This is a genomic window from Mycolicibacterium sp. MU0053 (assembly GCF_963378095.1).
In the GTDB taxonomy this organism is placed as follows: domain Bacteria; phylum Actinomycetota; class Actinomycetes; order Mycobacteriales; family Mycobacteriaceae; genus Mycobacterium; species Mycobacterium burgundiense.
In genome coordinates this window covers 553,306-577,032 of the sequence record NZ_OY726397.1, presented here as the reverse complement: position 1 = coordinate 577,032, position 23,727 = coordinate 553,306, and the positions used below count along the sequence as shown (strand labels likewise).

General features: G+C 67.6%; 24 protein-coding genes, 1 tRNA gene and 1 pseudogene. 12 read left to right on the top strand and 14 right to left on the bottom strand.

Features of this window, described 5'->3' with window-relative positions:
- Nucleotides 1-25: 25 nt before the first annotated feature.
- From RCP80_RS02575 to RCP80_RS02560, 4 genes are read right to left on the bottom strand one after another with little or no spacing between them, the layout of a single operon-like run.
- On the bottom strand, nucleotides 26-487 hold the full coding sequence (locus tag RCP80_RS02575) for a carboxymuconolactone decarboxylase family protein (RefSeq protein ID WP_308480858.1): 462 nt from the start codon (nucleotides 485-487) through the stop codon (nucleotides 26-28).
- Complete coding sequence (locus RCP80_RS02570) at nucleotides 484-1,356, bottom strand: NAD(P)-dependent oxidoreductase (RefSeq protein WP_308480857.1); 873 nt, start codon at nucleotides 1,354-1,356, stop codon at nucleotides 484-486. Before RCP80_RS02570 ends, RCP80_RS02575 begins: the two co-directional genes overlap by 4 nt.
- Nucleotides 1,353-2,102, bottom strand: coding sequence for an SDR family oxidoreductase (locus tag RCP80_RS02565; RefSeq protein WP_308480856.1), 750 nt, complete (start codon nucleotides 2,100-2,102; stop codon nucleotides 1,353-1,355). Before RCP80_RS02565 ends, RCP80_RS02570 begins: the two co-directional genes overlap by 4 nt.
- Before the next feature lie 47 nt (nucleotides 2,103-2,149).
- Nucleotides 2,150-3,616 (bottom strand): aldehyde dehydrogenase, encoded by a 1,467-nt coding sequence (locus tag RCP80_RS02560; RefSeq protein WP_308480855.1) that lies wholly within the window; start codon nucleotides 3,614-3,616, stop codon nucleotides 2,150-2,152.
- Nucleotides 3,617-3,816: 200 nt separating this feature from the next.
- On the opposite strand from RCP80_RS02560, the gene RCP80_RS02555 reads away from it, so the two are divergent.
- The 8 genes from RCP80_RS02555 to RCP80_RS02520 all read left to right on the top strand — a co-directional run bounded on the left by RCP80_RS02555 (nucleotide 3,817) and on the right by RCP80_RS02520 (nucleotide 10,417).
- Nucleotides 3,817-4,419, top strand: coding sequence for a TetR/AcrR family transcriptional regulator (locus tag RCP80_RS02555; protein ID WP_308480854.1), 603 nt, complete (start codon nucleotides 3,817-3,819; stop codon nucleotides 4,417-4,419).
- The gene (locus RCP80_RS02550) at nucleotides 4,416-5,627 is read left to right on the top strand and encodes a cytochrome P450 (RefSeq protein WP_308480852.1); all 1,212 of its coding nucleotides are present in this window, start codon (nucleotides 4,416-4,418) and stop codon (nucleotides 5,625-5,627) included. The genes RCP80_RS02555 and RCP80_RS02550 overlap by 4 nt, the downstream gene beginning before the upstream one ends.
- Nucleotides 5,628-6,482 carry an SDR family oxidoreductase gene (locus tag RCP80_RS02545; RefSeq protein WP_308480851.1) on the top strand — a complete coding sequence of 285 codons (855 nt, stop codon included), beginning with the start codon at nucleotides 5,628-5,630 and terminating at the stop codon, nucleotides 6,480-6,482.
- A complete protein-coding gene (locus RCP80_RS02540; protein WP_308480850.1) occupies nucleotides 6,479-7,873 on the top strand; it encodes a lanosterol 14-alpha demethylase in 1,395 nt (464 codons plus the stop codon). The genes RCP80_RS02545 and RCP80_RS02540 overlap by 4 nt, the downstream gene beginning before the upstream one ends.
- 3 nt (nucleotides 7,874-7,876) lie before the next feature.
- Nucleotides 7,877-8,083 (top strand): ferredoxin Fdx, encoded by a 207-nt coding sequence (locus RCP80_RS02535; RefSeq protein WP_308480849.1) that lies wholly within the window; start codon nucleotides 7,877-7,879, stop codon nucleotides 8,081-8,083.
- A gap of 5 nt (nucleotides 8,084-8,088) precedes the next feature.
- Complete coding sequence (locus tag RCP80_RS02530; protein WP_308480848.1) at nucleotides 8,089-8,628, top strand: nuclear transport factor 2-like protein; 540 nt, start codon at nucleotides 8,089-8,091, stop codon at nucleotides 8,626-8,628.
- 157 nt (nucleotides 8,629-8,785) lie between these two features.
- A complete protein-coding gene (locus tag RCP80_RS02525; RefSeq protein WP_308480847.1) occupies nucleotides 8,786-9,913 on the top strand; it encodes an NDMA-dependent alcohol dehydrogenase in 1,128 nt (375 codons plus the stop codon).
- Between the two features lie 99 nt (nucleotides 9,914-10,012).
- Nucleotides 10,013-10,417 carry an HIT family protein gene (locus tag RCP80_RS02520; protein WP_308480846.1) on the top strand — a complete coding sequence of 135 codons (405 nt, stop codon included), beginning with the start codon at nucleotides 10,013-10,015 and terminating at the stop codon, nucleotides 10,415-10,417.
- On the opposite strand, the gene RCP80_RS02515 is transcribed toward RCP80_RS02520, so the two are convergent.
- Together RCP80_RS02515 and RCP80_RS02510 are read right to left on the bottom strand one after the other, a co-directional pair.
- Nucleotides 10,389-11,852 carry a sensor histidine kinase gene (locus RCP80_RS02515; protein WP_308480845.1) on the bottom strand — a complete coding sequence of 488 codons (1,464 nt, stop codon included), beginning with the start codon at nucleotides 11,850-11,852 and terminating at the stop codon, nucleotides 10,389-10,391. The genes RCP80_RS02520 and RCP80_RS02515 overlap by 29 nt on opposite strands.
- Before the next feature lie 36 nt (nucleotides 11,853-11,888).
- The gene (locus RCP80_RS02510; RefSeq protein ID WP_308480844.1) at nucleotides 11,889-12,611 is read right to left on the bottom strand and encodes a response regulator transcription factor; all 723 of its coding nucleotides are present in this window, start codon (nucleotides 12,609-12,611) and stop codon (nucleotides 11,889-11,891) included.
- 120 nt (nucleotides 12,612-12,731) lie between these two features.
- On the opposite strand from RCP80_RS02510, the gene RCP80_RS02505 reads away from it, so the two are divergent.
- A complete protein-coding gene (locus RCP80_RS02505) occupies nucleotides 12,732-13,496 on the top strand; it encodes a hypothetical protein (RefSeq protein WP_308480843.1) in 765 nt (254 codons plus the stop codon).
- A gap of 66 nt (nucleotides 13,497-13,562) precedes the next feature.
- Nucleotides 13,563-13,637: transfer RNA gene (locus tag RCP80_RS02500), tRNA-Thr, on the top strand.
- A 19-nt stretch (nucleotides 13,638-13,656) separates the two neighbouring features.
- On the opposite strand, the gene RCP80_RS02495 is transcribed toward RCP80_RS02500, so the two are convergent.
- Nucleotides 13,657-14,529: a sigma-70 family RNA polymerase sigma factor gene (locus tag RCP80_RS02495; protein WP_308480841.1), complete on the bottom strand. Its 873-nt coding sequence runs from the start codon at nucleotides 14,527-14,529 to the stop codon at nucleotides 13,657-13,659.
- 82 nt (nucleotides 14,530-14,611) lie between these two features.
- On the opposite strand from RCP80_RS02495, the gene RCP80_RS02490 reads away from it, so the two are divergent.
- Both RCP80_RS02490 and RCP80_RS02485 read left to right on the top strand, forming a co-directional pair.
- A complete protein-coding gene (locus tag RCP80_RS02490) occupies nucleotides 14,612-14,995 on the top strand; it encodes a DoxX family protein (protein WP_308480840.1) in 384 nt (127 codons plus the stop codon).
- A gap of 45 nt (nucleotides 14,996-15,040) precedes the next feature.
- The gene (locus RCP80_RS02485) at nucleotides 15,041-15,649 is read left to right on the top strand and encodes a class I SAM-dependent methyltransferase (protein WP_308480839.1); all 609 of its coding nucleotides are present in this window, start codon (nucleotides 15,041-15,043) and stop codon (nucleotides 15,647-15,649) included.
- A gap of 421 nt (nucleotides 15,650-16,070) precedes the next feature.
- On the opposite strand, the gene RCP80_RS02480 is transcribed toward RCP80_RS02485, so the two are convergent.
- The 7 genes and pseudogenes from RCP80_RS02480 to RCP80_RS02450 all read right to left on the bottom strand — a co-directional run bounded on the left by RCP80_RS02480 (nucleotide 16,071) and on the right by RCP80_RS02450 (nucleotide 23,701).
- The gene (locus RCP80_RS02480) at nucleotides 16,071-17,462 is read right to left on the bottom strand and encodes an IS1182 family transposase (protein ID WP_465270705.1); all 1,392 of its coding nucleotides are present in this window, start codon (nucleotides 17,460-17,462) and stop codon (nucleotides 16,071-16,073) included.
- A gap of 215 nt (nucleotides 17,463-17,677) precedes the next feature.
- On the bottom strand, nucleotides 17,678-18,862 hold the full coding sequence (locus RCP80_RS02475) for an acyl-CoA dehydrogenase family protein (protein ID WP_308480838.1): 1,185 nt from the start codon (nucleotides 18,860-18,862) through the stop codon (nucleotides 17,678-17,680).
- Between the two features lie 206 nt (nucleotides 18,863-19,068).
- Nucleotides 19,069-20,541, bottom strand: a complete 1,473-nt coding sequence (locus tag RCP80_RS02470; protein ID WP_308480837.1) for an alpha/beta hydrolase family protein — start codon at nucleotides 20,539-20,541, stop codon at nucleotides 19,069-19,071.
- Nucleotides 20,542-20,572: 31 nt separating this feature from the next.
- Complete coding sequence (locus RCP80_RS02465; protein WP_308480836.1) at nucleotides 20,573-21,007, bottom strand: SRPBCC family protein; 435 nt, start codon at nucleotides 21,005-21,007, stop codon at nucleotides 20,573-20,575.
- Between the two features lie 70 nt (nucleotides 21,008-21,077).
- Nucleotides 21,078-21,791: pseudogene (locus tag RCP80_RS02460) on the bottom strand (MFS transporter); the annotation flags it as partial.
- Nucleotides 21,792-21,898: 107 nt separating this feature from the next.
- Entirely contained in the window at nucleotides 21,899-22,720 is an 822-nt protein-coding gene (locus RCP80_RS02455; RefSeq protein WP_308480834.1) for an SDR family oxidoreductase, read from the bottom strand.
- Nucleotides 22,721-22,765: 45 nt separating this feature from the next.
- Nucleotides 22,766-23,701, bottom strand: a complete 936-nt coding sequence (locus RCP80_RS02450) for an enoyl-CoA hydratase (RefSeq protein ID WP_308480833.1) — start codon at nucleotides 23,699-23,701, stop codon at nucleotides 22,766-22,768.
- Between the last annotated feature and the right edge of the window lie 26 nt (nucleotides 23,702-23,727).

The following is a 23,727-nucleotide window of genomic DNA, read 5'->3' as shown; positions in this document are numbered from 1 at the left end:
GGGCGCGGCGGGCGCAGACGCTCGGTCAGCCCTGGTCGGCGACATCGTCCAGCGACGTGCCGGAGTGCATCTTCAGCGCGGCGTTGACGTTGGCCCGCTTGTCCTCGCCCTCGCCCTTGGCGGCCGCCTTCTTGCGCTTGGCGATGACCTTGTCGACCGTGCCGTTGAGCGCCGAGCCCAGCGGGAAGCCCAGGTACTGGGTGAGGAACACCGCCGCTTCCTTGAGCGCGACCTCGTCGAGTTCTTCGTTCAGCAGCGCGGCATTGACCTGGATCTCGGCCAAATCCTGGCGTCCGGCCGCGGTAACCGCGGTCAACGTCATGATCCGTTTGTCGCGCATCGACAGGCCGGGCCGGGTCCACACCGAGCCGAACAGATGGTCGACGGTCAGGTCGAAGTAGGGGTCGCCCTTGATGTCGGGCATCTCCCAGCCGTAGACCTCGTTCATCTTCGCCAGGCCCTTGCGGCGCAATTCGTCGGCACTCATGTGTCACTCACTCCTTCTGTGCTGGCCCCAGCATGCGGCACGCCGAGGCCGGCGGCCAGATTCTTCAGCGCCACCTCGGCGAGCGGCAGCTCGACGTCCAGGCCCGCGCCCAGCCCCAGCGCCAGACTCAGATCCTTCTCCCCCAGCCCGCGGGTGTGGGTGAACGCCTCATACAGCCAGTGGTCGGGCGGGAGATCCGACATGTCCTCGCGCACCATGATGGCGCCCGGCCCGCCGGTCAGCGCGTCGGTGTGGCGGACGACCCGGCCCAGCGCGTTGATGTCCAGGCCGGCCTGCTCGGCAAGGCGCATGGCCTCGCACGCCGCGGCATAGCCGGTGAACGTCAGCATGTTGCGCGCCAGCTTCATTCGGGTGCCGGCGCCGGGCGCACCGGCATGGATCACCATCGAGGCCCACTTCTTGAAAGCCGGCTTCACCTTGTCGTACACCGCGCGGTCGGCCCCGACCATGGTCGCCATCTCGCCCTTTTCCGCGGCTCCGGCGCCCCCGCTGACGGGTGCATCGATGACATGAATGCCGTGGTCGGCGTGCGCGGCGGCGAGTTCGACGGCGGTGGTGTCGCTGATCGTCGAGTGAATGGCGATCACGGTGCCGGGTTTGGCCCGGGCCGCGAGTTCGTTCACCACATCCCGGACCTGCTCGTCGTTGAGGACGGTCACGCTGATGATGTCGGCGTCGGCCACCGCGGCCACGCTGTCGGCCGGCGTCGCGCCCGCCTCGGCGAACGGTGCCATGGCCTCGGCGCGCAGATCGAACACCACGAGGCCGCCGGGCCAGTCCACCAACCGCCGGGCGATCGGCGCACCCATGTTGCCCAGTCCGATGTACCCCAGCTTCGGCTCGGTCATCGGATGATCTGCCCACCGTCGACGTTGAAGATCTGGCCGGTGATCCACGACGCCTCGTCCGACAGCAGGAACAGGCACATGCCGACCAGGTCGTCGGGAGTTCCCATGCGCGACAGCGGAAGTCCCTTGACGATGTCGGCGACGATCTCCTGCGGCGTGGTGGTCCGGTTGGCCTCGGTGTCGATCGGCCCCGGAGCAATGGCGTTGATCCGGATGTTCTGCCCGCCCAACTCCCGCGACAGTTGCTGGGTCAGGCCGTTGATGCCGGTCTTGGCCAGGCCGTAGAAGTTGGAGTACAGCCACGCCGCGGTCGAGGACTGGTTGACAATCGCCCCACCACCGCGCTTGGCCATCTTCTTGTAGACCGCGCGCGTGCACCACAGCGCCCCGTCGAGGTTGACGCTCATGAACTTCTTGTAGTACTCGGGGTCGACCGTGACCAGGAAGTCCAGCTTCATGCCACCGAAGATCGCCGCGTTGTTTACCAGGTAGTCGATGCCGCCGAACTCGGCCAGCGTGCGGTCGGCCATCTCCTTGGCCGATACCGGGTCGGAGACGTCGACGGGCAGCGCCAGCGCGGTGCCGCCCTCGCCCCGGATGCCCGCGGCCACCTTTTCGGCGCCCTCGACATTGATGTCGGCGACCACCACCGCGGCGCCCTCCCGCGCCAGCGCCTCCGCGTAGGCGGCGCCGATGCCGCCGCCGGCACCGGTGACAATCCCGACCTTGTTCTCAAATCTGCTCACAGCTGCTCCTCGAATGTCTATGTCGTGTAACGCTTCTGGCCGGCGGATCAGGCCAGGGTGGCGATCACCTTGATCTCGGTGTACTCCTCGAAGCCCGCCCGGCCCATCTCGCGGCCGATACCGGACTGCTTGTATCCGCCGAACGGTGCGTCGGCGGCGTACCAGACCCCGCCGTTGATGTTGACCGTGCCCACCCGCAGCCGGGCGGCCACCCCGGCGGCGCGCTCCGGGTCCCCGGAGAACACCGTGCCGGACAGCCCGTACGGGGAGTCGTTGGCGATGCGCACCGCGTCGTCGTCGCCGTCGTGGGCGATCACCGTCAGCACCGGGCCGAAGATCTCCTCGCGGGCCACCCGCGCGGTGTTGTCCAGGCCCGCGATGACGGTCGGCTCGATGAAGAATCCCCTGGGCTGATCGGCCGGACGGCCGCCGCCGCAGGCGAACCGGCCGCCCTCTTCGATCGCCAGGTCGAGGTAGGACTGCACCCGGTCCCGCTGCCGCGCCGAGATCACCGGCCCGCAGATCGTGCGCTTGCTCGTCGGATCGCCGGGCTTGAGACCGGCCATGGTCGCCGCCGCGGCCTCGACGGCGTCGTCGTAGCTCGCCCGCGGAACCACCAGCCGGGTGGTGATGGCGCAGCCCTGACCGGCGTGCATCGCCGCGGTGAAGGCGGCCATCGAGCAGGCTCCGGCCAGATCGGCATCGTCGAGCACCAGGAACGCCGACTTGCCGCCGAGTTCGAGAAAGACCTTCTTGATGGTGGCCGCGGCGTCGGTCATCACCGCGCGACCGGTGGCCGTCGACCCGGTGAACGAAACCATGTCCACCCGAGGGTCTTTGGACAGCAGCGCGCCGACGCTGTGATCGCTGGAGGTCACGATGTTGACCACCCCGGCCGGAAAGTCGGTGTGCTCGACGATCAGTTCGCCCAGCACGGCCGCCGCCCACGGCGTGTCGGGCGCGGGCTTGAGCACCAAGGTGTTGCCCGCGGCCAGCGCCGGCCCGATCTTGGCCAGGTTGATCTGATGCGGGAAGTTCCACGGGGTGATCGCGCCGACCACGCCGACCGCCTCGCGGGCGATGGTGCGGTTGGTCGGGATGCCCTGCGGTGTCGCGTAACCCAGGTCGGTGTGCCACGGATAGGATTCGGCGGTATCGGCGCAGAAGCTCAGGTCGTCGACCGGCCCTTCCAGCTGCCCGCCGGAGGTCAACATCTTGGGCGCACCGACCTCGGCGATGGTCAGTTCCCGCAATTCTTCTATGTGGCCCTGCATGGCTTGCCGCAGTTGGCGCAGGCACCGCACCCGCAGGGCGGTGTCGCGCGACCAGTCGGTGTCGTCGAAGGCCCGCCGGGCGGCCTCGATGGCGCTGCCCATGTCGGCCGCGTCGGCGTCGGCCGCGCTCCCCAGCACCTCCTCGGTGGCGGGGTTGAGGGTGGTGAAGGTCCCGGCGCTCCCGGCGGCCAGCTTCCCGTCGATGAGCAGCTGGCTGTTGCGGTCGGCGAGTAGCGCCATTGCACCTCCACGGTCGGTGTTGCGGGCGAACCCGCATCTGGACAAGTGTCCGATGATTGCTCGTCCGAAGATAGCCCCAGCGCGCGACAACTAGCAAGACCCCAGTTCGCGGGGCCACCGAAGGCACGCTGCCGCGCAGTTAATCCGGTCAAACACAATCCAGTCTTGCCTGGGACGGGGCGGTGGACTAACTTGGACATGTGTCCAGCGAGTCCGTGTTAGACGCCTCCCCGCAGCCCGGGGAGAACACCCGCAACCGGCGGCAAGAAGAGACCTTCCGCAAGGTGCTCGAGGCCGGCCGGGAGATGCTGCGGGAGACGTCCTACGCCGACCTGACCGTGCGCGGCGTCGCCAAGCGCGCCAAGGTGGCACCGGCCACCGCCTACACCTACTTCTCGTCGAAGAACCACCTGGTTGCCGAGGTCTACCTCGACCTGGTCAAGCAGGTGCCGTACTTCACCAACGTCAACGACACTCAGTTCACCCGGGTCGACAACGCCCTGCGCGCCCTGGCCCTGGTGGTCGCCGACGACCCCGTGGTCGCCGCGGCCTGCACGACGGCGCTGATGTCCGGCGGCGACCCCGCCGTGCTGAGCGTGCGCGACCGGATCGGCGCCGAGATCCATCGCCGCATCACCTCGGCCATCGGGCCGGGCGCGGACCCGCGCACGGTCTCCGCACTGCAGATGACGTTCTTCGGGGCGCTCGTCCAGGCCGGCAGCGGAGCGTTCACGTACCAACAGACCGCCGACCAGTTGACCTACGTCGTCCGACTGATCCTCCCAGTCCAAGGAGATCGATGACCGTCCAGATCGACAAGCCAATTCTCGACCCGTACGACTACGACTTCCACGAGGATCCGTACCCGTACTACCAGCGGTTGCGCGACGACGCCCCGCTGTACCGCAACACCGAACTCGGATTCTGGGCGTTGTCGCGGCATCAGGACGTCGTGCAGGGCTTCCGCAACAGCGTCGAGTTGTCCAACGCCTTCGGTGTGTCGCTGGACCCCGCCTCCCGCGGACCGCATGCGTCCAAAACCATGTCGTTCCTGGCGATGGACGACCCGGCCCATCTGCGGCTGCGCACCCTGGTGTCGAAGGGCTTCACACCCAGGCGGATTCGTGAGCTCGAGCCCCGTGTCACCGAGTTGGCCGTCGGGCATCTGGACACCATGATGGAGCGGGCCGAGTCGGGCTCGGTCGACTACGTCGCCGAATTCGCCGGCAAGCTGCCGATGGACGTCATCTCCGAGTTGATGGGGGTCCCGCAACCGGACCGCGATCAAGTGCGCGCCTGGGCCGACGCGGTGATGCACCGCGATGACGGCGTCACCGATGTCCCGCCGGCGGCCATCGACGCCTCGCTCAACCTGATCGTCTACTACCAGGAGATGGTCGCGCAGCGGCGCAAGAACCCGACCGAAGACCTGACCTCGGCCCTGCTGGCCGCCGAGATCGACGGCGACAAGCTCACCGATGACGAGGTGCTGGGCTTCATGTTCCTGATGGTGATCGCCGGCAACGAGACGACCACCAAACTACTTGCCAACGCCGCCTTTTGGGGGCATCGCAATCCCGATCAACTGACCGCGGTGTATGACGATCTGGATCGGGTCCCGCTGTGGGTCGAGGAGACGCTGCGCTACGACACCTCGAGCCAGATCCTGGCCCGCACCGTCGCCGGCGAGTTCACGATCTACGACACCACGATCCCCGACGGCGACATCGTGTTGCTGCTGCCCGGGTCGGCGCACCGCGACGAGCGGGTCTTCGAGAACCCCGACGATTTCGTGATCGGCCGCGAGATCGGTTCGAAATTACTGAGTTTCGGCAGCGGGGCGCATTTCTGCCTGGGCGCGCACCTGGCCCGCATGGAGGCCCGGGTGGCCCTGACCGAGCTGTTCAAACGAATCCGCGGCTACGAGGTCGACGAGGCCAACGCCGTCCGCGTCCACTCCAGCAACGTCCGCGGATTCGCCCACCTTCCGATCACAGTGGAGAAACGCTAAATGGCCCGTTTTGACCCTCATCCTGACCGCCGGCCCGCCATTGTCGCGGGCGCGTCCTCCGGGATCGGTGCCGCGACCGCGACCGAACTCGCGGCCCGCGGCTTTCCCGTCGCGCTCGGTGCCCGCCGGGTCGAGAAATGCCAGGAACTCGTCGCCGAGATCAAAGCCAATGGCGGCGAGGCCATCGCGCTCGCGCTGGACGTCACCGACGCCGACTCGGTCAAGTCGTTCGTGCACGGCGCGACCGAGGCGCTCGGCGACATCGAACTGCTCGTCGCCGGTGCCGGGGACACCAACTTCGGCCGGGTGCACGAGATGAGCACCACCGAGTTCGAGGAGCAGATCCAGATCCATCTGATCGGCGCCAACCGGTTGGTCACCGAGGTGCTGCCCGGCATGGTGCAGCGTCGCCGCGGTGACGTGATCTTCGTCGGCTCCGACGTCGCGCTGCGCCAGCGTCCGCACATGGGCGCCTACGGTGCCGCCAAGGCCGCCCTGGTCGCGATGGTGACCAACCTGCAGATGGAACTGGAGGGCACCGGGGTGCGCGCCGCCATCGTGCATCCGGGACCCACCCGCACGTCGATGGGCTGGAGCCTGTCGGCCGAGAAAATCGGTCCCGCGCTGGAGGATTGGGCCAAGTGGGGGCAGGCCCGGCACGACTACTTCCTGCGTGCCCAAGACCTGGCCCGGGCGATCACCTTCGTCGCCGAGACCCCGCGCGGCGGATTCATCGCCAACCTGGAGATCCAACCCGAGGCGCCGCTGGCCGAGATCAAGGACCGTCAGAAGCTCGCACTCGGCGAGGACGGCATGCCGGGCGGGAACGAAACGACAGGGGAATCGAAGAAGTGACGACACTCAAAGAGGTCCAGCGGGTTTCCGGTGGCGACGAGGAACACGGCCACCTCGAGGAGTTCCGCACCGACCCGATCGCGCTGATGCAGCGCGTCCGCGACGAATGCGGCGACGCCGGCTGGTTCCAGCTCGCCGGTAAGCAGGTGGTGCTGCTGTCCGGCGCCGAGGCCAACGAGTTCTTCTTCCGTTCCAGCGACAGCGAACTCAACCAGGCCGAGGCCTATCCGTTCATGACGCCGATCTTCGGCGAGGGCGTGGTGTTCGATGCCGACCCGGAACGCCGCGCCGAGATGCTGCACAACACCGCGCTGCGCGGCGAGCAGATGAAGGGCCACGCCGCGACCATCGAGGCCGAGGTCAAGAAGATGATCGCCGACTGGGGACCCCAGGGCGAGATCGAGTTGCTGGACTTCTTCTCCGAGCTGACGATCTACACCTCGACGGCCTGCCTGATCGGGCTGAAGTTCCGGGAACAGCTCGACAGTCGCTTCGCCCACTACTACCACCAACTGGAGCGCGGCACCGACCCGCTCTGCTACGTCGATCCCTACCTGGACATCGAGAGCTTCCGGATTCGCGACGAGTCGCGCGTCAAACTCGTCGAGTTGGTGCAGGAGATCATGAACGGGCGAATCGCCAACCCGCCCAAGGGCAAGGAGGATCGCGACCTGCTCGACGTGCTGGTGTCGATCAAGGATGAGGACGGCAACCCCCGCTTCACCGCCAACGAGGTCACCGGCATGTTCATCTCGCTGATGTTCGCCGGCCACCACACCAGCTCGGGCACCTCGTCCTGGACGATGATCGAGTTGCTGCGTCACCCCGACTTCTACGCCAAGGTGCAGCAGGAGCTCGACGAGCTGTATGCCGACGGCCAGGAGGTGAGTTTCCATGCGCTGCGCCAGATCCCGAATCTGGACAACGCACTCAAGGAAACGCTGCGCCTGCATCCGCCGCTGATCATCCTGATGCGGGTGGCCCAGGACGAGTTCGAGGTGGCCGGTTACCCGATCCACCAGGGCCAGATGGTGGCCGCCTCCCCGGCGATCTCCAATCGGATCCCCGAGGACTTCCCGGACCCGGACGCCTTCGACCCGGACCGGTACGAGAAGCCGCGCCAGGAGGATCTGATCAATCGGTGGACCTGGATCCCGTTCGGCGCGGGCAAGCATCGCTGCGTCGGTGCGGCGTTCGCGCAGATGCAGATCAAGGCCATCTTCTCGGTCCTGTTGCGCGACTACGAGTTCGAGATGGCGCAGCCACCCGAGAGCTACCGCAACGACCACTCCAAGATGGTCGTCCAGTTGGCCCAGCCCGCCAAGGTGCGCTACCGCAGGCGCGTTTCCGAAGGGCAGGAGCGCAGCGACCGGGGATCAGAGCAGGCCTGAACCATGGGTTGTTACCGCATCGAACTCGACGAGGATCTGTGCCAGGGCCACGCCATGTGCGAACTGGAGGCCCCGGAGGTGTTCCGGGTGCCCAAGCGCGGCACCGTCGAGATCCTGGATCACGAACCGCCCGACGAGATGCGCGCAGCCGTCGAGATGGCTGTCGAAATGTGTCCTACCCGAGCACTGTCCATTCAAGAGAAAGGCTGACCGTTATGGCATCACGCGAGGATCTGGAGAAGTGGGTCGACAGCTGGCTCGAGGCCAACCGCGTCGCGGAGGAGGCTGGTGATTGGAAGCCGTTGGCGGACTTCTTCACCGAGGACGCCACCTACGGCTGGAACATCGGTCCCAAGGAGGACGTGATGTGCATCGGCCGCGACGAGATCCGCGACGTCGCGCTGGGTCTGGAGATGGAAGGCCTGGAGAACTGGGTCTACGAGTACCAGAAGACGATCATCGACGAGAAGCAGAACGAGATCGTCGGCTTCTGGAAGCAGATCGCCAACAAGAGCGACGGCACTCGCGACGAGATCTACGGCATCGGCGGCAGCTGGTTTCGCCTCAACGACGAGCTGCTGATCGAATGGCAGCGCGACTTCTTCGACTTCGGCCATGTGCAGAAGGCGTACATGAAGCTGATCGAGTCCGGCGACCTCACGCCCGCCATGCAGAAGCGGATCGAGCGGGCGCTGTCGGGCGAGAAGCTGCCCGGGTACTACGCGCTCGGACAGGCCCCGGCCCCGATCTTCTGAGTGGCCGAACCGGGACCGACCAAGCAGTTGCTTTGTGAGGCTGGCTCGCTATGCTTGCCCCACGGGAGTGGCCCTTGTCACTCGTGAAACCACTGTCGACCGAGACGGGTCCGGCAGTTCTCAGCATCAACAGCTCGAATCGAGGTCAGGTCGAACGATGAAGACAAAAGGCGCTCTCGTCTGGGATTTCAATCAGCCGTGGTCAGTCGAAGAGATCGAGATCGGTGATCCCGTCAAAGACGAGGTCAAGATCCAGATGGAAGCTTCGGGGATGTGCCACTCCGATCACCACCTGGTGACCGGCGATATCGCGATGGCAGGTTTTCCGGTGCTCGGCGGCCATGAGGGCGCCGGCATCGTGACCGAGGTCGGACCGGGTGTGGAGCACATCGCTCCGGGCGATCACGTCGTACTGTCCTTCATTCCGTCGTGCGGCGAGTGTCCGTCGTGTCAGGCCGGCATGCGCAACCTGTGCGACCTGGGTGCGGGGCTGCTGGGCGGACTCGCCGTCGCCGACGGCACCAACCGGATCCACGCCAACGGCAAGCCGGTGTTCCCCATGACCCTGCTGGGCACTTTCAGCCCGTACATGGTGGTGCACAAGAGTTCGGTGGTGAAGATCGATCCGTCGATTCCGTTCGAGGTCGCCTGCCTGGTGGGCTGCGGTGTCACCACCGGATACGGCTCGGCGGTGCGCAGCGCCGACATCCGCCCCGGCGACGACGTCGTGGTCGCCGGCATCGGCGGCGTCGGCATGGGCGCGTTGCAGGGTGCGGTCATCGCCGGCGCCCGCAACATCTTCGCGATCGACCCGGTAGAGTGGAAGCGGGATCAGGCGCTGAAGTTCGGTGCCACGCACGTCTATCCGGACATCTTCTCCGCGATGGCGGGTGTCGCCGAGGTCACCGCGGGCATGATGTCCAAGAAGACCATCATCACCACCGGTGAGCTCAAGGGCGAGGAGATCGACAACTACCTCAACATCACCTCGAAGGGCGGCACCTGCGTGGTGACCGCCGTGGCCCCGATGGCTGACTCCGACGTGAAGTTGAACCTGGCGATGCTGACCCTGCTGCAGAAGAACCTGCAGGGCACCATCTTCGGCGGTGGCAACCCGCACCATGACATCCCCCAGCTGCTGTCGATGTACAAGGCCGGCAAGTTGAACCTCGATGACATGGTCACCCGGCAGTACAAGCTCGAGCAGATCAACGACGGCTACAAGGACATGCTGGAGGGTCGCAACATCCGCGGCGTCATCCGCTACACCGACGCCGACCGCTAGGCGCCCGAGCCGCGAACAGACACAAACTCGCCCTCTTCCTCTCGGAATTGGGCGAGTTTGCGTCTGCTCGCCAGTTTTGGCGGGGCCTATGCTGCTGGCATGGCGACCGTCTTCACGAAAATCATCAACCGCGAACTGCCGGGCCGATTCGTCTACGAGGACGACGAGTGCGTGGCGTTCTTGACCATCGAACCGATGACCCAGGGTCACACGCTGGTGGTGCCGCGCGCGGAGATCGACCAATGGCAGGACGTCGACCCCGACACCTACGCCCGCATCATGGCGGTGTCGCAGCGCATCGGCAAGGCCGTGGTCCGTGCGTTCGACGCGCCCCGGGCCGGGTTGATCATCGCCGGTCTGGAGGTCCCGCACCTGCACGTCCACGTCTTCCCGGCGCGGCAGCTCACCGACTTCGGGTTCGCCCATGTCGATCGCAACCCGTCCGCGCAGTCCCTCGACGAGGCGCAGGCCAAGATCAAAGCCGCCCTGGCCGAGTTGAACTGACTACTGGCGGACCGTCCATGTCGACGTTGACCAGCCGCGGCAGCCGGACCACAAACCGACTGCCCTGACCGGGAGCTGTCGCGACGGTCACCAAGCCACCGTGAGCCCGCACCAGCGAATCGACGATCGACAAGCCCAGGCCGGCGCCGCCGCTGGAGCGGGTCCGCGACGAGTCGGTGCGATAAAACCGCTCGAACACCCGCCGCGCATCCTCGGGCGCAATCCCGGGCCCCTCATCAACCACCTCGAGGACGGCGTCCTGGCCACGGGTCCCGATGCGTACGGTGACGCCGGCGGACTCCGGGGTGTGCTGTAAGGCGTTGGCGACCAGATTGCCCAGCACCTGCCGCAGCCGGGACTCGTCGCCGATGACCTCCGGGGTGCCGGGACCGTCGAAGACCTCCATGGTGATCGCGCGCTTGGGAGCCACCGACTGGGCGTCGTGAACGGCGTCGGCGGCCAGTGCCAGCAGGTCGACACGGTGCTGCTCGAAGGGGCGCTCGGCGTCCAACCGCGCCAACAGCAGCAGGTCCTCGACCAGCACCCCCATCCGCGCGGATTCGCTTTCGATGCGCGACATCAGCATCTCGACGTCGGTGGCCGCGCCCTGCCGGTACAACTCGGCGAAGCCACGGATTGTCGTCAGCGGGGTGCGCAATTCGTGGCTGGCGTCGGTGATGAACCGGCGCATCTTTTCCTCCGAGCCGCGCGCCTGGTCGGCCGAGGACTCCGAGGCGGCCACCGCGCGCTGGATCTGGGCCAGCATGCCGTTGAGCGCGGATGAGAGCCGGCCCACTTCGGTGCGGGGATCCCGTTCCGGGACACGGCGATCCAACTTGCCGCTGGCGATCGCCGCGGCGGTCTCCTCGACCTCGGCCAGCGGCCGCAGACTGCGATGCACCACGGCATACCCGGCGATGCCCAGGATCACGAGCACCCCCACCCCGATCCCCAGCTGGGTGTAGATCAGGGACCGCATGGTGGAGTGCACGTCGGCGAGTTCGATTGCCACGGTGGTCAACTCGCCGCGCTCGCCGCGCACCGACACCGCGCGCCAGGTCGCGGGCGAGCCGTCCAGCGATCCGACGGTGGTGGGCACCGGGCCGACGTCGTTGTCCGGCGGCAGCGCCGGTTCCGAATCGCGGTCGGCGGCGCCGATCCACACCTCGCCGTCGGTGCCGACGCCGCGGACGTAGAAGTTCGTCGGCGGCCGGCCCGGGTTCGGCCCCTCGTTGTGTCGCGGCACGCCGCGCGGCGCCAGGGCCCAACCGTTCGAGGCGTCGATGAGGGTTCGGTCGATGCGTGTCACCAGGCTGTGCCGCATGATCGTGGTCACCGCGATACCCGAGGCAAGCAGTCCGCAGGCCACCAACAACAGCGTCGCCGCGACCAGGGCCACCCGGAGCGGGATCCCCCGTCGAAGCGAAGACACCATGGCGCCCATTGTGCGTCCCGGCGGCGCTAGCGTCGCTCAGCGCGGTTCGCGAAGCACATACCCCACCCCGCGCAGTGTGTGCAGCAGGCGCGTCTCGCCGGTGTCGATCTTGCGGCGCAGATAGGAGACGTAGGACTCGACGACGTTGACGTCACCGCCGAAGTCGTAGCGCCAGACATGGTCGAGGATCTTCGGCTTGCTCAGCACGGTGCCCGCGTTGATGACGAAGTAGCGCAACAGCGTGAACTCCGTCGGCGACAACGACACCGGTTCGCCGGCCTTCCACACCTCGTGGGTGTCCTCGTCGAGTTCGATGTCGGCGAAGCGCAGCCGCGAGGGCGGTTGCTGCTCTTCGACGTTCTTGCGGGTGCGACGCAGGATGACCCGCAACCGGGCCACGACCTCCTCGAGGCTGAACGGTTTGGTGACGTAGTCGTCGCCGCCGAGCGTCAAGCCGGTGATCTTGTCCTGCAGGGTGTCGCGCGCGGTCAGAAACAGCGCGGGGGCGTCGATACCGTCGGCGCGCAACCGGCGCAGCACCCCGAAGCCGTCCATGCCGGGCATCATCACGTCGAGAATGACGGCATCGGGCTTGACCTCGCGGGCCTTGTCGAGCGCGGAGGGTCCGTTGGCCGCGGTGAACACCTCGAAGCCCTGGTACTTCAGGCTCACCGAGAGCAGGTCAACGATATTGGTTTCGTCGTCGACGACCAGGACCCGCGCCTCGGGCTTGGTGTCGGCACCACCGGGAGCTGCCATCAGTTCAATGTCCTCCGGTTTACCTTCGCCACAGCTGCGGGACGGCTGTGTAGTTCCTGTGAGTTTGTTGTCGCCGCCGAGCGCCGGTTTCCGCCGGCACGCGCCCATACACTGACAAACATGAACCTCGGCAAAGCGATTGTCGACCTGGCCACGGCCCCGGTCCGGGTCGGGTTGATGGCCACCGAGGCCGGTCTCGAGGTCGCCGGCGGCGCGCTGAGCCTGGCCAGGCGCTCCCTGGGCGACGACGGCGGACCGGATTCGACCTCCACCAGGGCCTACATGATGGGCTTCAACGACACTGTGGCCCGCGCGAATCGAATGGCCCGGGTCGCCGATGACCTGCTGGCTGAGGACGCGCCGCTGACCCGCGCGCTCGCCCCCGGCGGTGCGATCGACCGGCTGCTGCGGCCGGGCGGCCTGGTGGACCGATTGACCGCGCCGGACGGCCTACTGGACAAGCTGACCGCCGAGGGCGGCGGCCTGGAGCGCGCGCTGGCTCCCGGCGGCCTGGTGGATCAACTGCTCGACGAGGACGGGCTGGTCGAGCGGTTGCTGGCCGAGGACGGCTTGGTCGAGCGATTGCTGGCCGACGACGGGGTGGCCGATCGGCTGCTGGCCGAAGGCGGCGTGATCGACAAGCTGACCGCACGCAACGGCCCGCTCGAGCAGTTGGCCGACGTCGCCGACACCCTGAACCGGCTGGCCCCGGGCTTGGAGGCGCTGGCTCCGACCATCGAAACGCTGCGCGAGGCCGTCATCACGCTGAGCCAGGTGGTGAACCCGCTGAGCAACATCGCCGACCGGATCCCGTTTCCGGGGCGGACCCGGCGGCCCTCGACCCGCCCGGTGACCTCGCAGCGGATCATCGAGCCGGAGGACTGACCCGACCGGGCGAGCGCTTTTCGTCGCCGGACCCCCGCGCAGTAAGCTGGGCGCCGGTTTCGGCCCGCCTCCTTAGCTCAGTGGTAGAGCACTCGCCTTGTAAGCGAAAGGTCGTCAGTTCAATCCTGACAGGGGGCTCCACCAGCCGCCGCCGCGCACGTCACGCCGGCGGCGGCGCCGGCAGATCCATCGCGGCCAGGCGCGCCGGATCCAGCAGCGCTACGACGTCGACGATCTTCCCGTCGCGCACCGTGCACGCCATCAACCCCAGCGGCTTTCCGCTGCGACTCCAGGTCAAGATGCCCGGGGCACCGTTGACCAGCACGCGCCGCGCCACCACGGCCGCCCGCACCCCGCGTTCGGCGGCCGCCAGCACGTCGGTCACGCCGAGCTTCACGACGACGCCGTGCGGCGTGTAGGTGCGCCAGGTGATCTGCGGATCGAGCAACTCCAACAGCGCCTCGAAGTCACCGCCACGCGCGGCCGCCAGAAAGGCGTCGACCACCTGCCGTTGCTGACGTCGATCCGGGTCCGGCTGCGGTGTGCCGCGCACCTTCCGGCGGGCCCGGCTGGCGAGCATCTTCGTCGCATCCGGCGTCTTGCCGAGAATCATGGCGATTTCCGCGAACGGGACGCCGAACGTGTCATGGAGCACGAACGCCAGGCGCTCGTCGGGACTCAGCGAGTCCAGCACCACCAACAGCGCCAGGCCCACCGAGTCGGCCAGCGCGGCGCGCTCCTGCGGGTCACCGTCGTCCTCGGCGACGATCGGGTCCGGCAGGTGTTCGTCGTACGCGGTCTCGGACCGCGAGCGCCGCGTGCGTAGCGCGTCGATGCACACCCGGCCGACGACCGTCGTCAGCCAGCCGGGCACGCTGTCGATCGCGTCCGGATCCTGCCGGGCCAGCCGCAGCCAGGCCTCCTGCACCGCGTCCTCGGCGTCGGCCATCGAGCCGAGCATCCGGTGGGCCAGCGCGGTGAGTCGTTGCCGCTCGGCGTCGAACGCCGCCGCCAGATCAATGTCGGTCGTCATGGTGGTTACCTTTCCGGTCCGGTATCCGTCACCAATATGACGGGCCCGACCGGGCTTACGTAACCGAAACAAGGAGGCTTTCGTGAATACCGCGCTATGGGTCATCGCCGTGCTGCTGGCCGTCGGCTTCCTGGCCGGCGGGTCGGCGCTGATCCTCATGCCCAAAGAGAAATACCGCGCGCTCGGCGCCAACCAGCACTGGGTCGACGACTTCGGCGCCGGACATCTCAAGGCCATCGGCGTGATCAAGTCGATCGGCGCGCTCGGGCTGGTGCTTCCGGCGTGGACGGGGATCGCCCCGGTTCTGGTGCCGTTGGCCGCGTGCGGGCTGGCGTTGTTCATGGCCGGCGCCGCGACGACCCGCCTACGCCGCAGTGAGTGGAGCTACCTCGTCGGCGATATGGTCTTCATCGGCCTGTTCGCCTTCGTGGCCTGGGGTCGCTTTGCGCTCGAACCCTTCACCTGACGCGACGCCGCCGCAACCCGGACCTCACCTGGGACAATGGCCCACATGGTCGAGCAGAGCATCTGGATGCAAAAAGTCGAGGCGGATCCCGGGCATTCACAGTGGTACATCGAGCGCTTCCGAGCCATGGCACGCGCCGGCGAGGATCTGGTCGGCGAGGCCCGCCTCGTGGATGCGATGGTTCCCCGCGGAGCCCGCATCCTCGACGCGGGCTGCGGCCCCGGACGGCTCAGCGGATATCTGTCCGCGGCCGGTCACGACGTGGTGGGAGTCGACGTCGACCCCGCACTGATCGAGGCCGCCGAGCAGGACCATCCGGGCCCCCGTTACGTCGTCAGCGACCTCGCCGAACTCGACCTGCCGGCGCGCGGCATCCCCGAACCGTTCGAGGTCATCGTGATGGCCGGCAATGTGATGGCGTTCCTCGCGCCGAGCACCCGCACAACGGTGTTGGGCAAGCTGCGCGCCCACCTGGCCGACAACGGCCGGGCGGTGATCGGCTTCGGCGCCGGCCGCGAATACGACTTCGATCAGTTCCTCGCCGACGCTGCCGGCGCCGGCCTGGTCCCCGATCTGCTGCTGTCCACCTGGGATCTGCGGCCCTTCGACGACGACTCCGAATTTTTGGTCGCGCTGCTGCGGCCGGCCGGCTGAACGCCCTCGCGACCCGTCTAACAACCGCCAAACCGCTGCACATCATCGTCCATACGGCGCCGCCAAAGGAGCCCTCGGCATGAGCCATCCCGAATCCACGCTGGCCGGCAAGGTGGCCTTTGTGACCGGAGCCGCCTAAATATTGTCGTGGCCAACGCCGGTGTGCTCACTGCCGCCCAGACCCCGGCCGACAAGGGTTACACCAAGATTTGATCCGCGTTGGACATCCCACCGCGGGCAGTGGCGAACGGTTCGGTTCGCGGCTAGGAGCGCGGGTCGGTAACGCCTTGAGGGGGTGCGGGGTGTCGAATGTGGGTAGCGATCGCATTTCACGTGATGTGGGTGATCCGGGTGCCCGCTCGGTGTGGAGGTCTCCGATGGGTCGGGTGCTGGCAATTGAGACGCCCCATCGGATGGCTTGTTAGGCCGGTAGGGCGGTCAGTCCGGTAACTCCGATGTGGCCGTGCAGTTTTCGTAGGTTGTGGCAGGCGGCTAGCAGCAGCCATTCTCCGCGGGCTTGGTCGAGTCCTCGCAGCAGCAGATGTTTGGCGTTCTGCAGGGTGCTCATCTGGCCGAAGACCGGTTCGACGATCGCTTTGCGGCGGGCATAAACGGTCTGTCCGCGTTTGGTGGCCAGCTTGCGGGCCATCCGCTGTTTTGCGGTGGCCTCGGCGGGGATGCGTCCCCGCGGGGCGACCGGTGGCGGGTCATCGCGGCGGGGGCGGCCGGGGGCGATGAAGAACTCGGTGCCATGTTCTTCGGTGAACCCGGCGGCGGCGTCGAGGTTGGCGGTGCTGGTGTAGCCGGCATCGGCGAGCATTTGGCTAGGAATCTGGCCGGTGTTGGTGACGGTTTGTTCGGTCATCGGCATCAGCGTGTTCACGTCGGCGGCGTTGGTGCCCACTTCGGTGGCCACGATCACCTGATGATCACCGTCGACGACGGCCGCGGCGTTGTAGCACTGGTGGAATGCCCCGTCGCTGGTGAGCATGATCTTGGAATCGGGGTCGGTGAAGTTGCGTTGCGCCTTCGGTTTCGGTGTCGCGGCCTGCGCAGCCGCGGCACCCTTGCCCGCGGTGGTGTCATCGTCGTCACCGCGGTCTTTGGCCCGCTGCTCAGCGCGTTCCCGTGCCGCTTGGGCGGCTTCGGCTTCCAGGGCGGCCTTGGCTTCCCGGATCTTGACCAGCCGGGTTTCGCGCCGCGCCAGCTCCGCCGGTAGTTCGTCACCGCGGCGATTTTTGCCGAACGCCTTGTCTTCGGCGGTGTCGATGCGCTGCGCCTCGGCCAGCAGTGCTGAGACCTCAGCGGCCAGGATCTTTTCCTTCTCGGTCATCCGGACGTAGCTCATGGCTTTGCGTTTGGAGGCATTGGCGCGCACCTTCGTGCCATCGAGTGCGACCTGGCCCAGGCTGACCATCCCGGCGGCCTGGCACAACGCCAACGCTTGGACGAACAGGCGTCCCAACGCCGAGAGGTGGCGTTTGCGGAACCGGGCGATCGCCCGATAGTCCGGGGCGCTGCCTGCAGCCAGCCACCGAAACGCGACCACATCGGTGCAGGCGGCTTCCAGCTTGCGCGAGGAACGAACCCCGGTGGTGTAGCCATACAGCAGGATCCGCACCATCAGCCGCGGGTCATACGGTGGCCCACCGCGGACCTCGGTATAGGCGGCGTGGATCCGGGACAGGTCCAAGTGCTCATCGACCAGATCGGCGATGAACCGGACCAGGTGCTCGGCCGGTAGCCAGTCATCCAGCGATGGCGGCAACAACAAGTCTTGATCCGGGTTGAACGGGCGAAACGACTTATCCACCGGCGCCTTCGGCGCCACAGAATGCGAATCCACCCGCAGTTCGGGATCTACCTCGAACAAACCCTCGGCATCGAGATCATCAGGCACACCCCATGATCCCCTACACCCGCCGCCAACCCAGACACCCCACCCGGCGTGTTACCGACCCACGCTCCTAGGGGTTTTCGGTGGCACGCTTCGAAGGAATGACGGTTGTGTCGGGGCCTTAGCAACCGTCACAGCGCAAATTGGTCATCGACGATACCCAGCCACACCTGTGCGGCGTCGATGGCGACCTTCTCGCTGATGAACGCGTGCTGGGTACCGGTATACATGTCGCGAAATGCCCGCTCCAGCCGGGTACCCTCCCGAATCGAGGTCGTGCCCGCCGCCAGGTGGGCCCACTGCGCACATTCCCGGGCCGCATGGGTGGCATACACCGCCGCCGCGCGCATGTCCGCGCGCATTGTCGGGGTGAGGGCAACACCGTCGGCGACACCGGTTTCGACCGTGGCGAACGCGTCGAGCACCAAAAGCCGCGCCGCCCGCCACATCGCGACGTGGTGGGCAAGGCTCGTCTGGAAGGTCGCGCGACTGGCCAATGACTCCCCCACATCGCTCATCCGGTATTTCGTGGCGGCCAACTCCTGAACGTCGTCGAGCATGCTCTTGGCAACCCCGAGTGCCCACGCTGCGTGGCCGGCCGCGGTGACCGACATCATCCCCATCCGGCCGGCGGGCGAAGCCCCCCGCCGGGGCTCCCGGCTGAACAACTCGATGGCCCGGTATCCGGGCACGAACAGGTCCTGCACGTTGTAGTCGTAGGAGCCGGTTCCTTTGAGTCCCTGGACATGCCAGCCGTCGGTGAAGGTGATCTCGTCGCGCGGGACGTAGGCGACCATCAGTGCGGGGACACCGTCGCTGAGCATCCGTGGCTGGCCGTCCTCCATCGGGATGAAGCCGGCCGCCACATAATGCGCGTGCCCGGTGCCCGACCCGAAGTTCCACGCGCCGGTGATCCGGTATCCACCGTCGACGACAACGCCCTGACCGTTCGGCGCGAACTGACCACCCGTAGTGACCCGATTGTCGTTGTCGGTGAAGACCTCGGCGAAACCCTCGTCGGGAAGGTATGTCGCGGCGGCGAACGACGAGGGGAAGTTCGCGATGCCCGTCCACCCGAAGGAACCATCCTGCCAGGCCATTTCGATCCACATCTCGATCATTTCGGCGAAGGACGGTTCGCATCCACCGGCAGCCGCGGGGTTCAGCGCCGTCATCAGCCCGGTGGCCCACATCTGGTCGACGATCGCCGGTGCCATCGTGCGCAACCGCTCGGACTCGCTTGCCTGCGCACTGACTAGAGCCCGCATGCTGCGGGCCCGGTCGACGAGGCAGTCGCGCAGATCCGAATTCGCCATCCGTCGTTCTCCTTCTATGTCTGCTGTCGATAGGCCTGAACAACGGGCGCGAGTACCCCGGACCAGCGGGCGCGGTACGACGGCTACCGGGCCAACGTAACAGCGTTACAGGCGCATTGGGTCCAGTCCGACCATGAGGCTGAATTCGACTACGGCGCGTGGGGCAACCCGCCCCATGCTCGGTCGCGGTCGTTGCCCACCCCGGCTCAGCTCCGGTCGATGCGCACCCCATCCCACGGCGGCGAGCCCTCGAGCAGCGCCGGTCGGTTGCCGCCGAGGAAGCGTTCGAAGAACGCCACCGTGTAGGCCGCGACGATCTCATGGCCACGCCGCGCGCCGATCGGCCCGGAGAACGCGAGTCGCTCCGCCAACGGCGTCCAGGCGGGGGCGTCGGTGTAGTTCATGTGGAACATGCCGGGAATCTCGATGTGGTAGCCGTACCCCGGGGCGCTCTTGTCGAACGTGGCGCGCTGCGTGGCCAGGGTTTCCCGGATCTCGTGGTCCGGCCAGCCGCCACTGCGGCTGCGCTCCGACAAAATCGAGTCGACATCCCGCGTCACCCACATACTCGGCTGCGTCAGCCCATCGCGGACCACATTGGCCGGCATCGCCGCGTCCATCATCAGGCAGGCCCGCAGACGCGGGTCCGTGTGACACGCCTGCCCGACCGTGATCGCACCCAGTGATACGCCGAACGCCCCGACCCGGTCCAGGTCGACCCGACCGGTCAGCAGCCCCTGCGAATCCGAATCATTCAGCCTTGCAAGCTGATCCAACGCAAAGCTCAGGTCGGCCGCCAAGTAGGGGAAGATTCCGTCGGGCAGCTCCACGTCGCCGAGCGACGGCGCCGGCGCCGTCGGTGTGACGCTCTGCTGGATGACCTCGACCAGCCGGTCCTTGGACCACCCGTCGACGGTGCGGCCGTCCGGAAAAGCGGTGACCGCGGAGGTGTACGGCTGGTCGAGTCCGACCACGATGAAGCCACGCGACACCAGTTGCTCGATCTGAAACATGTTGGACTGCCGGAACGCGTTGAGCCCCGAGGCAAAGACCAGCACCGGATAGCGGGGCCGGTCGGAGGCCACCGGCGGCCCCTGCGCCGCGTGGGTGGGCACCACGTCGAAATGGCCGAAGACGAATCCGGGAACGCCGAGGAGCCGCCCCGCCGCCGGCGCCAACGCGGCAGCATCCGGAACATACGGTGCCGTGGGGGCCTCGGCGTCACGCTCGGCCGGGTACCAGACCTGGGCCATGAGCTCGCGACGCGCCGCGGGATCGGCGTCGAAGATTTCCCGCCGGTGGTCGTCGCGCCAATGGTAGGTCACCGTCCCTATCGCGTAGGGGCCTTCGGGAGCCGGGAACAGGAAGACCGGTACGGCCACCGGAATCAGCACCGAGACGACGAATACGGCGACGGCCACACCCAATCCGATCACCCGTCGCCACCGCTGTCGCGGAAGTCCAACGCGGGTAATCCAGCCCAGCCCCACCCCGACGGCCAGTAGGTACGCCGGAACCAGCTGCCAGCGGTAGCCTTCCGTGACCACCTGGACGAGCGCCACCACCGGCGGGAGCACGGCCAGGTGCCGGCCGTAGCGAGCCCGGCCACGGAGCGGGACCAACAATGCCGTCAGACCGACCGCGTTGGCGACACACAACAGGATCTCGGCCGAGCGCACCCCCCGATTATGCCGACAGTGCCAACGTCGGCTACCCCTCCAGGGTGCGCGCGCAACCGGCGAGCACCGCGCGGAAGTTCCACGGCAGCAGCCGCGAACTGAGCGCCTGCATCGCCGCGCCGCCGCCGCGCAGCGGGTGGGTGTAGGACGACGACCAATCGACGTGCGTGCCCTCCCCGGATGCGGTGAACGTGAGGGTGCCGCCGTCGTGGTCGAACGCCGGCAGCGACCGCACGATCAGATAGGAGTAGCTGTGCGGCGGTTCGTAGGCAGTGATCTCCTCGTGGAACCACATCCCGGCCGCGGTGACCTTGCGCACCGCGCCGACACCGGGTGCCGGCGAGTCCGCGGCCCAGGCCGCGCGCAACACCAACGGCGCCGAGGTCAGGCTGGCGGGGTCGGCCAACCACGCGAAGACCCGGTCCGGTGACGCGGCGATGGTCCGCTCCACGTGAATGTCGACCATGCGAGCCCCCGGTGTCCTAGCTGCCGATTCCTTCCCGCCACCCTACGAGTTCCGGGACCGGTGAACCACCTCAGTGGACGACCGCAGCGCGGTCGGCCGCAGCCTCCGGCACGTCGTCGATGATCTCCTCGACGAATCGCCGGCCGGCCCACAGGTAGCAACCGATCGCCACGATCTGGACCACCGGCACCACGAACAGCGCCCGTTCCAGCGACATGGCGCCGAAATCGGCCAGCAGGGCATCGCTGATCACCCCGGTCAGAAACGGTCCGGCCGACCCCACGATCGCGCTGAAAAACAGGAAGATCGCCGATGCCGTGGCCCGCTGCTCGGGCCGCACCAGGCGTTGGATGGCCGCTATCGACGGCGCCATGTACGCCGTGCCGATCACGTAACTCAGCGCGATGAACCACACGGTGGCGCCTGCGCCGTCCACCAACAACGCGGCGAACGAGAACGGCACCATGGCCGCGGTCATCGCGGCCACCAACCACAGCAGCCAGCGCGGGTCCCGCCTGGAGAGCCGGTCGGCGATGCGCCCGACGAGCAGCAGTCCCAGGATTCCGGTCAGCCCGCTGGCCAGGCCGTACTGCCAGGCCACCGCACCCAGCGACATGCCGCGGCTGCGCATCAGGAACGCCGGGGCGAACGTCGTCAGCGAGTAGCCGGCGAACGAAACACACGCCGCCCCAGCCACTATCGCGCGGTAGCTGGGTTTGGCCAGCAGGTCCCACCAGCGCGTCGAGTCCTCGGCCCGCACCACCGGCGCGGCCGGCAGCGACTGCCCCGGTCGGCGTAATTCAGCGTCCCGACGACGGCCAGCAGCATGACTGCGGCCCAGGCCCGACGCGGCGAGTGGGTGTCAGCCGGCGTCCCGAACCTCATCGGCGGTCAGACGACCCCGCGCAAACCGTCCGCACCGAACGCGGGCTCGAGCAGCCCGGAGATGTCCGGGCCGCGGCGCAGTCCGTGCCCGCCGTCGACGTTGATCACCTGCCCGGTGACGTATTCGGCGGCATCCGAGAGCAGGAACAGCGCCATGTTCGCGATGTCGGCCACCTCCCCGACCCGCGGCAGCGGCGTGCACTGGCGGTAGTCCTCGAGCGTGGCGGGCAGTTCCATGATGGGCCCCACCATGTCCGTGCGCGTCAGGCCGGGCCGGATGCCGTTGACCCGCACCCAGGACGGGCCCAGCTCGTCGGCCGCCAGCCGCAGCAGCGCATCCAGCGCCGACTTCGCCGGACCGTAGGCGCCGAACCAGCGGTGGGTGTTGCTCGCCGCGATCGAGGAGATGCCCACAAACGATCCGCCGCCGGCGCGGACCATCTCGCGCGCGGAGTGTTTCAGGACATACATGGTGCCGTTGACGTTGAGGTCGACGGTGCTGCGCCACAGTTCGGAGTCGGTCTGGGTGATCGGGCCGATGGTGTGGCTGCCGCCGGCGCTGTGCACGACGCCGTGCAGCCGGCCGTGCCAGGCCGCCGCCGCGGCCACAGCGCGGGCCACCTCGTCTTCGTTGGTGACGTCGGCGGGCTCGTAGCGGATGTCGCCGCCGCCCGTGATCTCCTCCGCCGCGGCCGACAGCCGGTCGGCGTTGCGGCCGATGATCATCACGTTGGCGCCGGCGGCCACCAGCGCGCCGGCGACGCCCTTGCCGATACCGCTTCCACCACCGGTGACCAGGTAGGTCCGGTCCTCAAACGACAGCTGCACGCCGACCCCTTCGCCGAATTAGAACAGGTTCTAGTAACGCACGGGTCAGGGTACGTCCTTGCGCGCGGGCTGGGTGGGTTTTGCCGTCCGCCAATCCTCCACGTCGGGGGCCTGGGCAACCGGGAACCGATTCTCGTTGTAGGCCGCCCAGTGCGCGTGCCCCAGTTCGTGAATGTGGAACGCGTGCCGCAGCGCCTCGCCGAAGCCCATGGCGTCCGTGGCCGCGTTCACCGAGTCCTTGACCAGCAGCGCCGCCATGGTCGGCCGGGCGGCGATGCGCCGGGCGAACTCCAAGGTCTTATCCTCCAACTCGTCCACCGGGAACACCTTGGCGACCATGCCCAGCCGATGCGCCTCGTCAGCGTCGATCGAATCGCCGGTCAACAGCAATTCCTTGGCCTTGCGGGGCCCGAACTCCCACGGGTGAGCGAAGTACTCCACGCCGGGCATGCCCAGCCGGGTGGCGACGACGTCGCTGAACTTCGCGTTGTCGGCGGCGACAATGAGGTCGCAGGCCCACACCAGCATCAGACCGGCCGAGATGGCATTGCCCTGCACCGAGGCGATGGTGATCTTGCGCAGGTCACGCCAGCGCGAGGTGTTCTCGAAGTAGTAGTGCCATTCCTGCAGGTAGAGCTTCTCCACCATGCCCGGTCGGGTCGCGCCGTCGCACGCGAAGCTCGGGTGCATGCCGGGGCCGGGGGTGCGTTCGGCCAGCGCGGCCTCCGAACCGAGGTCGTGGCCGGCCGAGAAGTTCTTGCCGCGCGCTCCCAGGATGATCACGCGAACCTCGTCGTCGGCCTCGGCCCGGCGGAACGCCTCATCGAGCTGGACCAACAGGGTCCGGTTCTGGGCGTTGTGCTCGGCGGGACGGTTGAGCCAGACCCGTGCGATCTGGCCGGAATCGAGGGTCTCGTAGGTCACGAACTCCGGGGTGCCGTCGGCCGGAGAACTATTGTCGGTTTGCTCGGGCTTCGCCATCCCTGTACTTTACGACTTCGGCCCAG

Excerpts from the sequence above, each read along its gene's own strand:
- RCP80_RS02575 (WP_308480858.1), bottom strand. The coding sequence starts at position 487 with ATGAGTGCCGACGAATTGCGCCGCAAGGGCCTGGCGAAGATGAACGAG.
- RCP80_RS02570 (WP_308480857.1), bottom strand. The coding sequence starts at position 1,356 with ATGACCGAGCCGAAGCTGGGGTACATCGGACTGGGCAACATGGGTGCG.
- RCP80_RS02560 (WP_308480855.1), bottom strand. The coding sequence starts at position 3,616 with ATGGCGCTACTCGCCGACCGCAACAGCCAGCTGCTCATCGACGGGAAG.
- RCP80_RS02550 (WP_308480852.1), top strand. The coding sequence starts at position 4,416 with ATGACCGTCCAGATCGACAAGCCAATTCTCGACCCGTACGACTACGAC.
- RCP80_RS02545 (WP_308480851.1), top strand. The coding sequence starts at position 5,628 with ATGGCCCGTTTTGACCCTCATCCTGACCGCCGGCCCGCCATTGTCGCG.
- RCP80_RS02535 (WP_308480849.1), top strand. The coding sequence starts at position 7,877 with ATGGGTTGTTACCGCATCGAACTCGACGAGGATCTGTGCCAGGGCCAC.
- RCP80_RS02530 (WP_308480848.1), top strand. The coding sequence starts at position 8,089 with ATGGCATCACGCGAGGATCTGGAGAAGTGGGTCGACAGCTGGCTCGAG.
- RCP80_RS02525 (WP_308480847.1), top strand. The coding sequence starts at position 8,786 with ATGAAGACAAAAGGCGCTCTCGTCTGGGATTTCAATCAGCCGTGGTCA.
- RCP80_RS02520 (WP_308480846.1), top strand. The coding sequence starts at position 10,013 with ATGGCGACCGTCTTCACGAAAATCATCAACCGCGAACTGCCGGGCCGA.
- RCP80_RS02515 (WP_308480845.1), bottom strand. The coding sequence starts at position 11,852 with ATGGTGTCTTCGCTTCGACGGGGGATCCCGCTCCGGGTGGCCCTGGTC.
- RCP80_RS02510 (WP_308480844.1), bottom strand. The coding sequence starts at position 12,611 with ATGGCAGCTCCCGGTGGTGCCGACACCAAGCCCGAGGCGCGGGTCCTG.
- RCP80_RS02505 (WP_308480843.1), top strand. The coding sequence starts at position 12,732 with ATGAACCTCGGCAAAGCGATTGTCGACCTGGCCACGGCCCCGGTCCGG.
- RCP80_RS02495 (WP_308480841.1), bottom strand. The coding sequence starts at position 14,529 with ATGACGACCGACATTGATCTGGCGGCGGCGTTCGACGCCGAGCGGCAA.
- RCP80_RS02485 (WP_308480839.1), top strand. The coding sequence starts at position 15,041 with ATGGTCGAGCAGAGCATCTGGATGCAAAAAGTCGAGGCGGATCCCGGG.
- RCP80_RS02475 (WP_308480838.1), bottom strand. The coding sequence starts at position 18,862 with ATGGCGAATTCGGATCTGCGCGACTGCCTCGTCGACCGGGCCCGCAGC.
- RCP80_RS02465 (WP_308480836.1), bottom strand. The coding sequence starts at position 21,007 with ATGGTCGACATTCACGTGGAGCGGACCATCGCCGCGTCACCGGACCGG.
- RCP80_RS02450 (WP_308480833.1), bottom strand. The coding sequence starts at position 23,701 with ATGGCGAAGCCCGAGCAAACCGACAATAGTTCTCCGGCCGACGGCACC.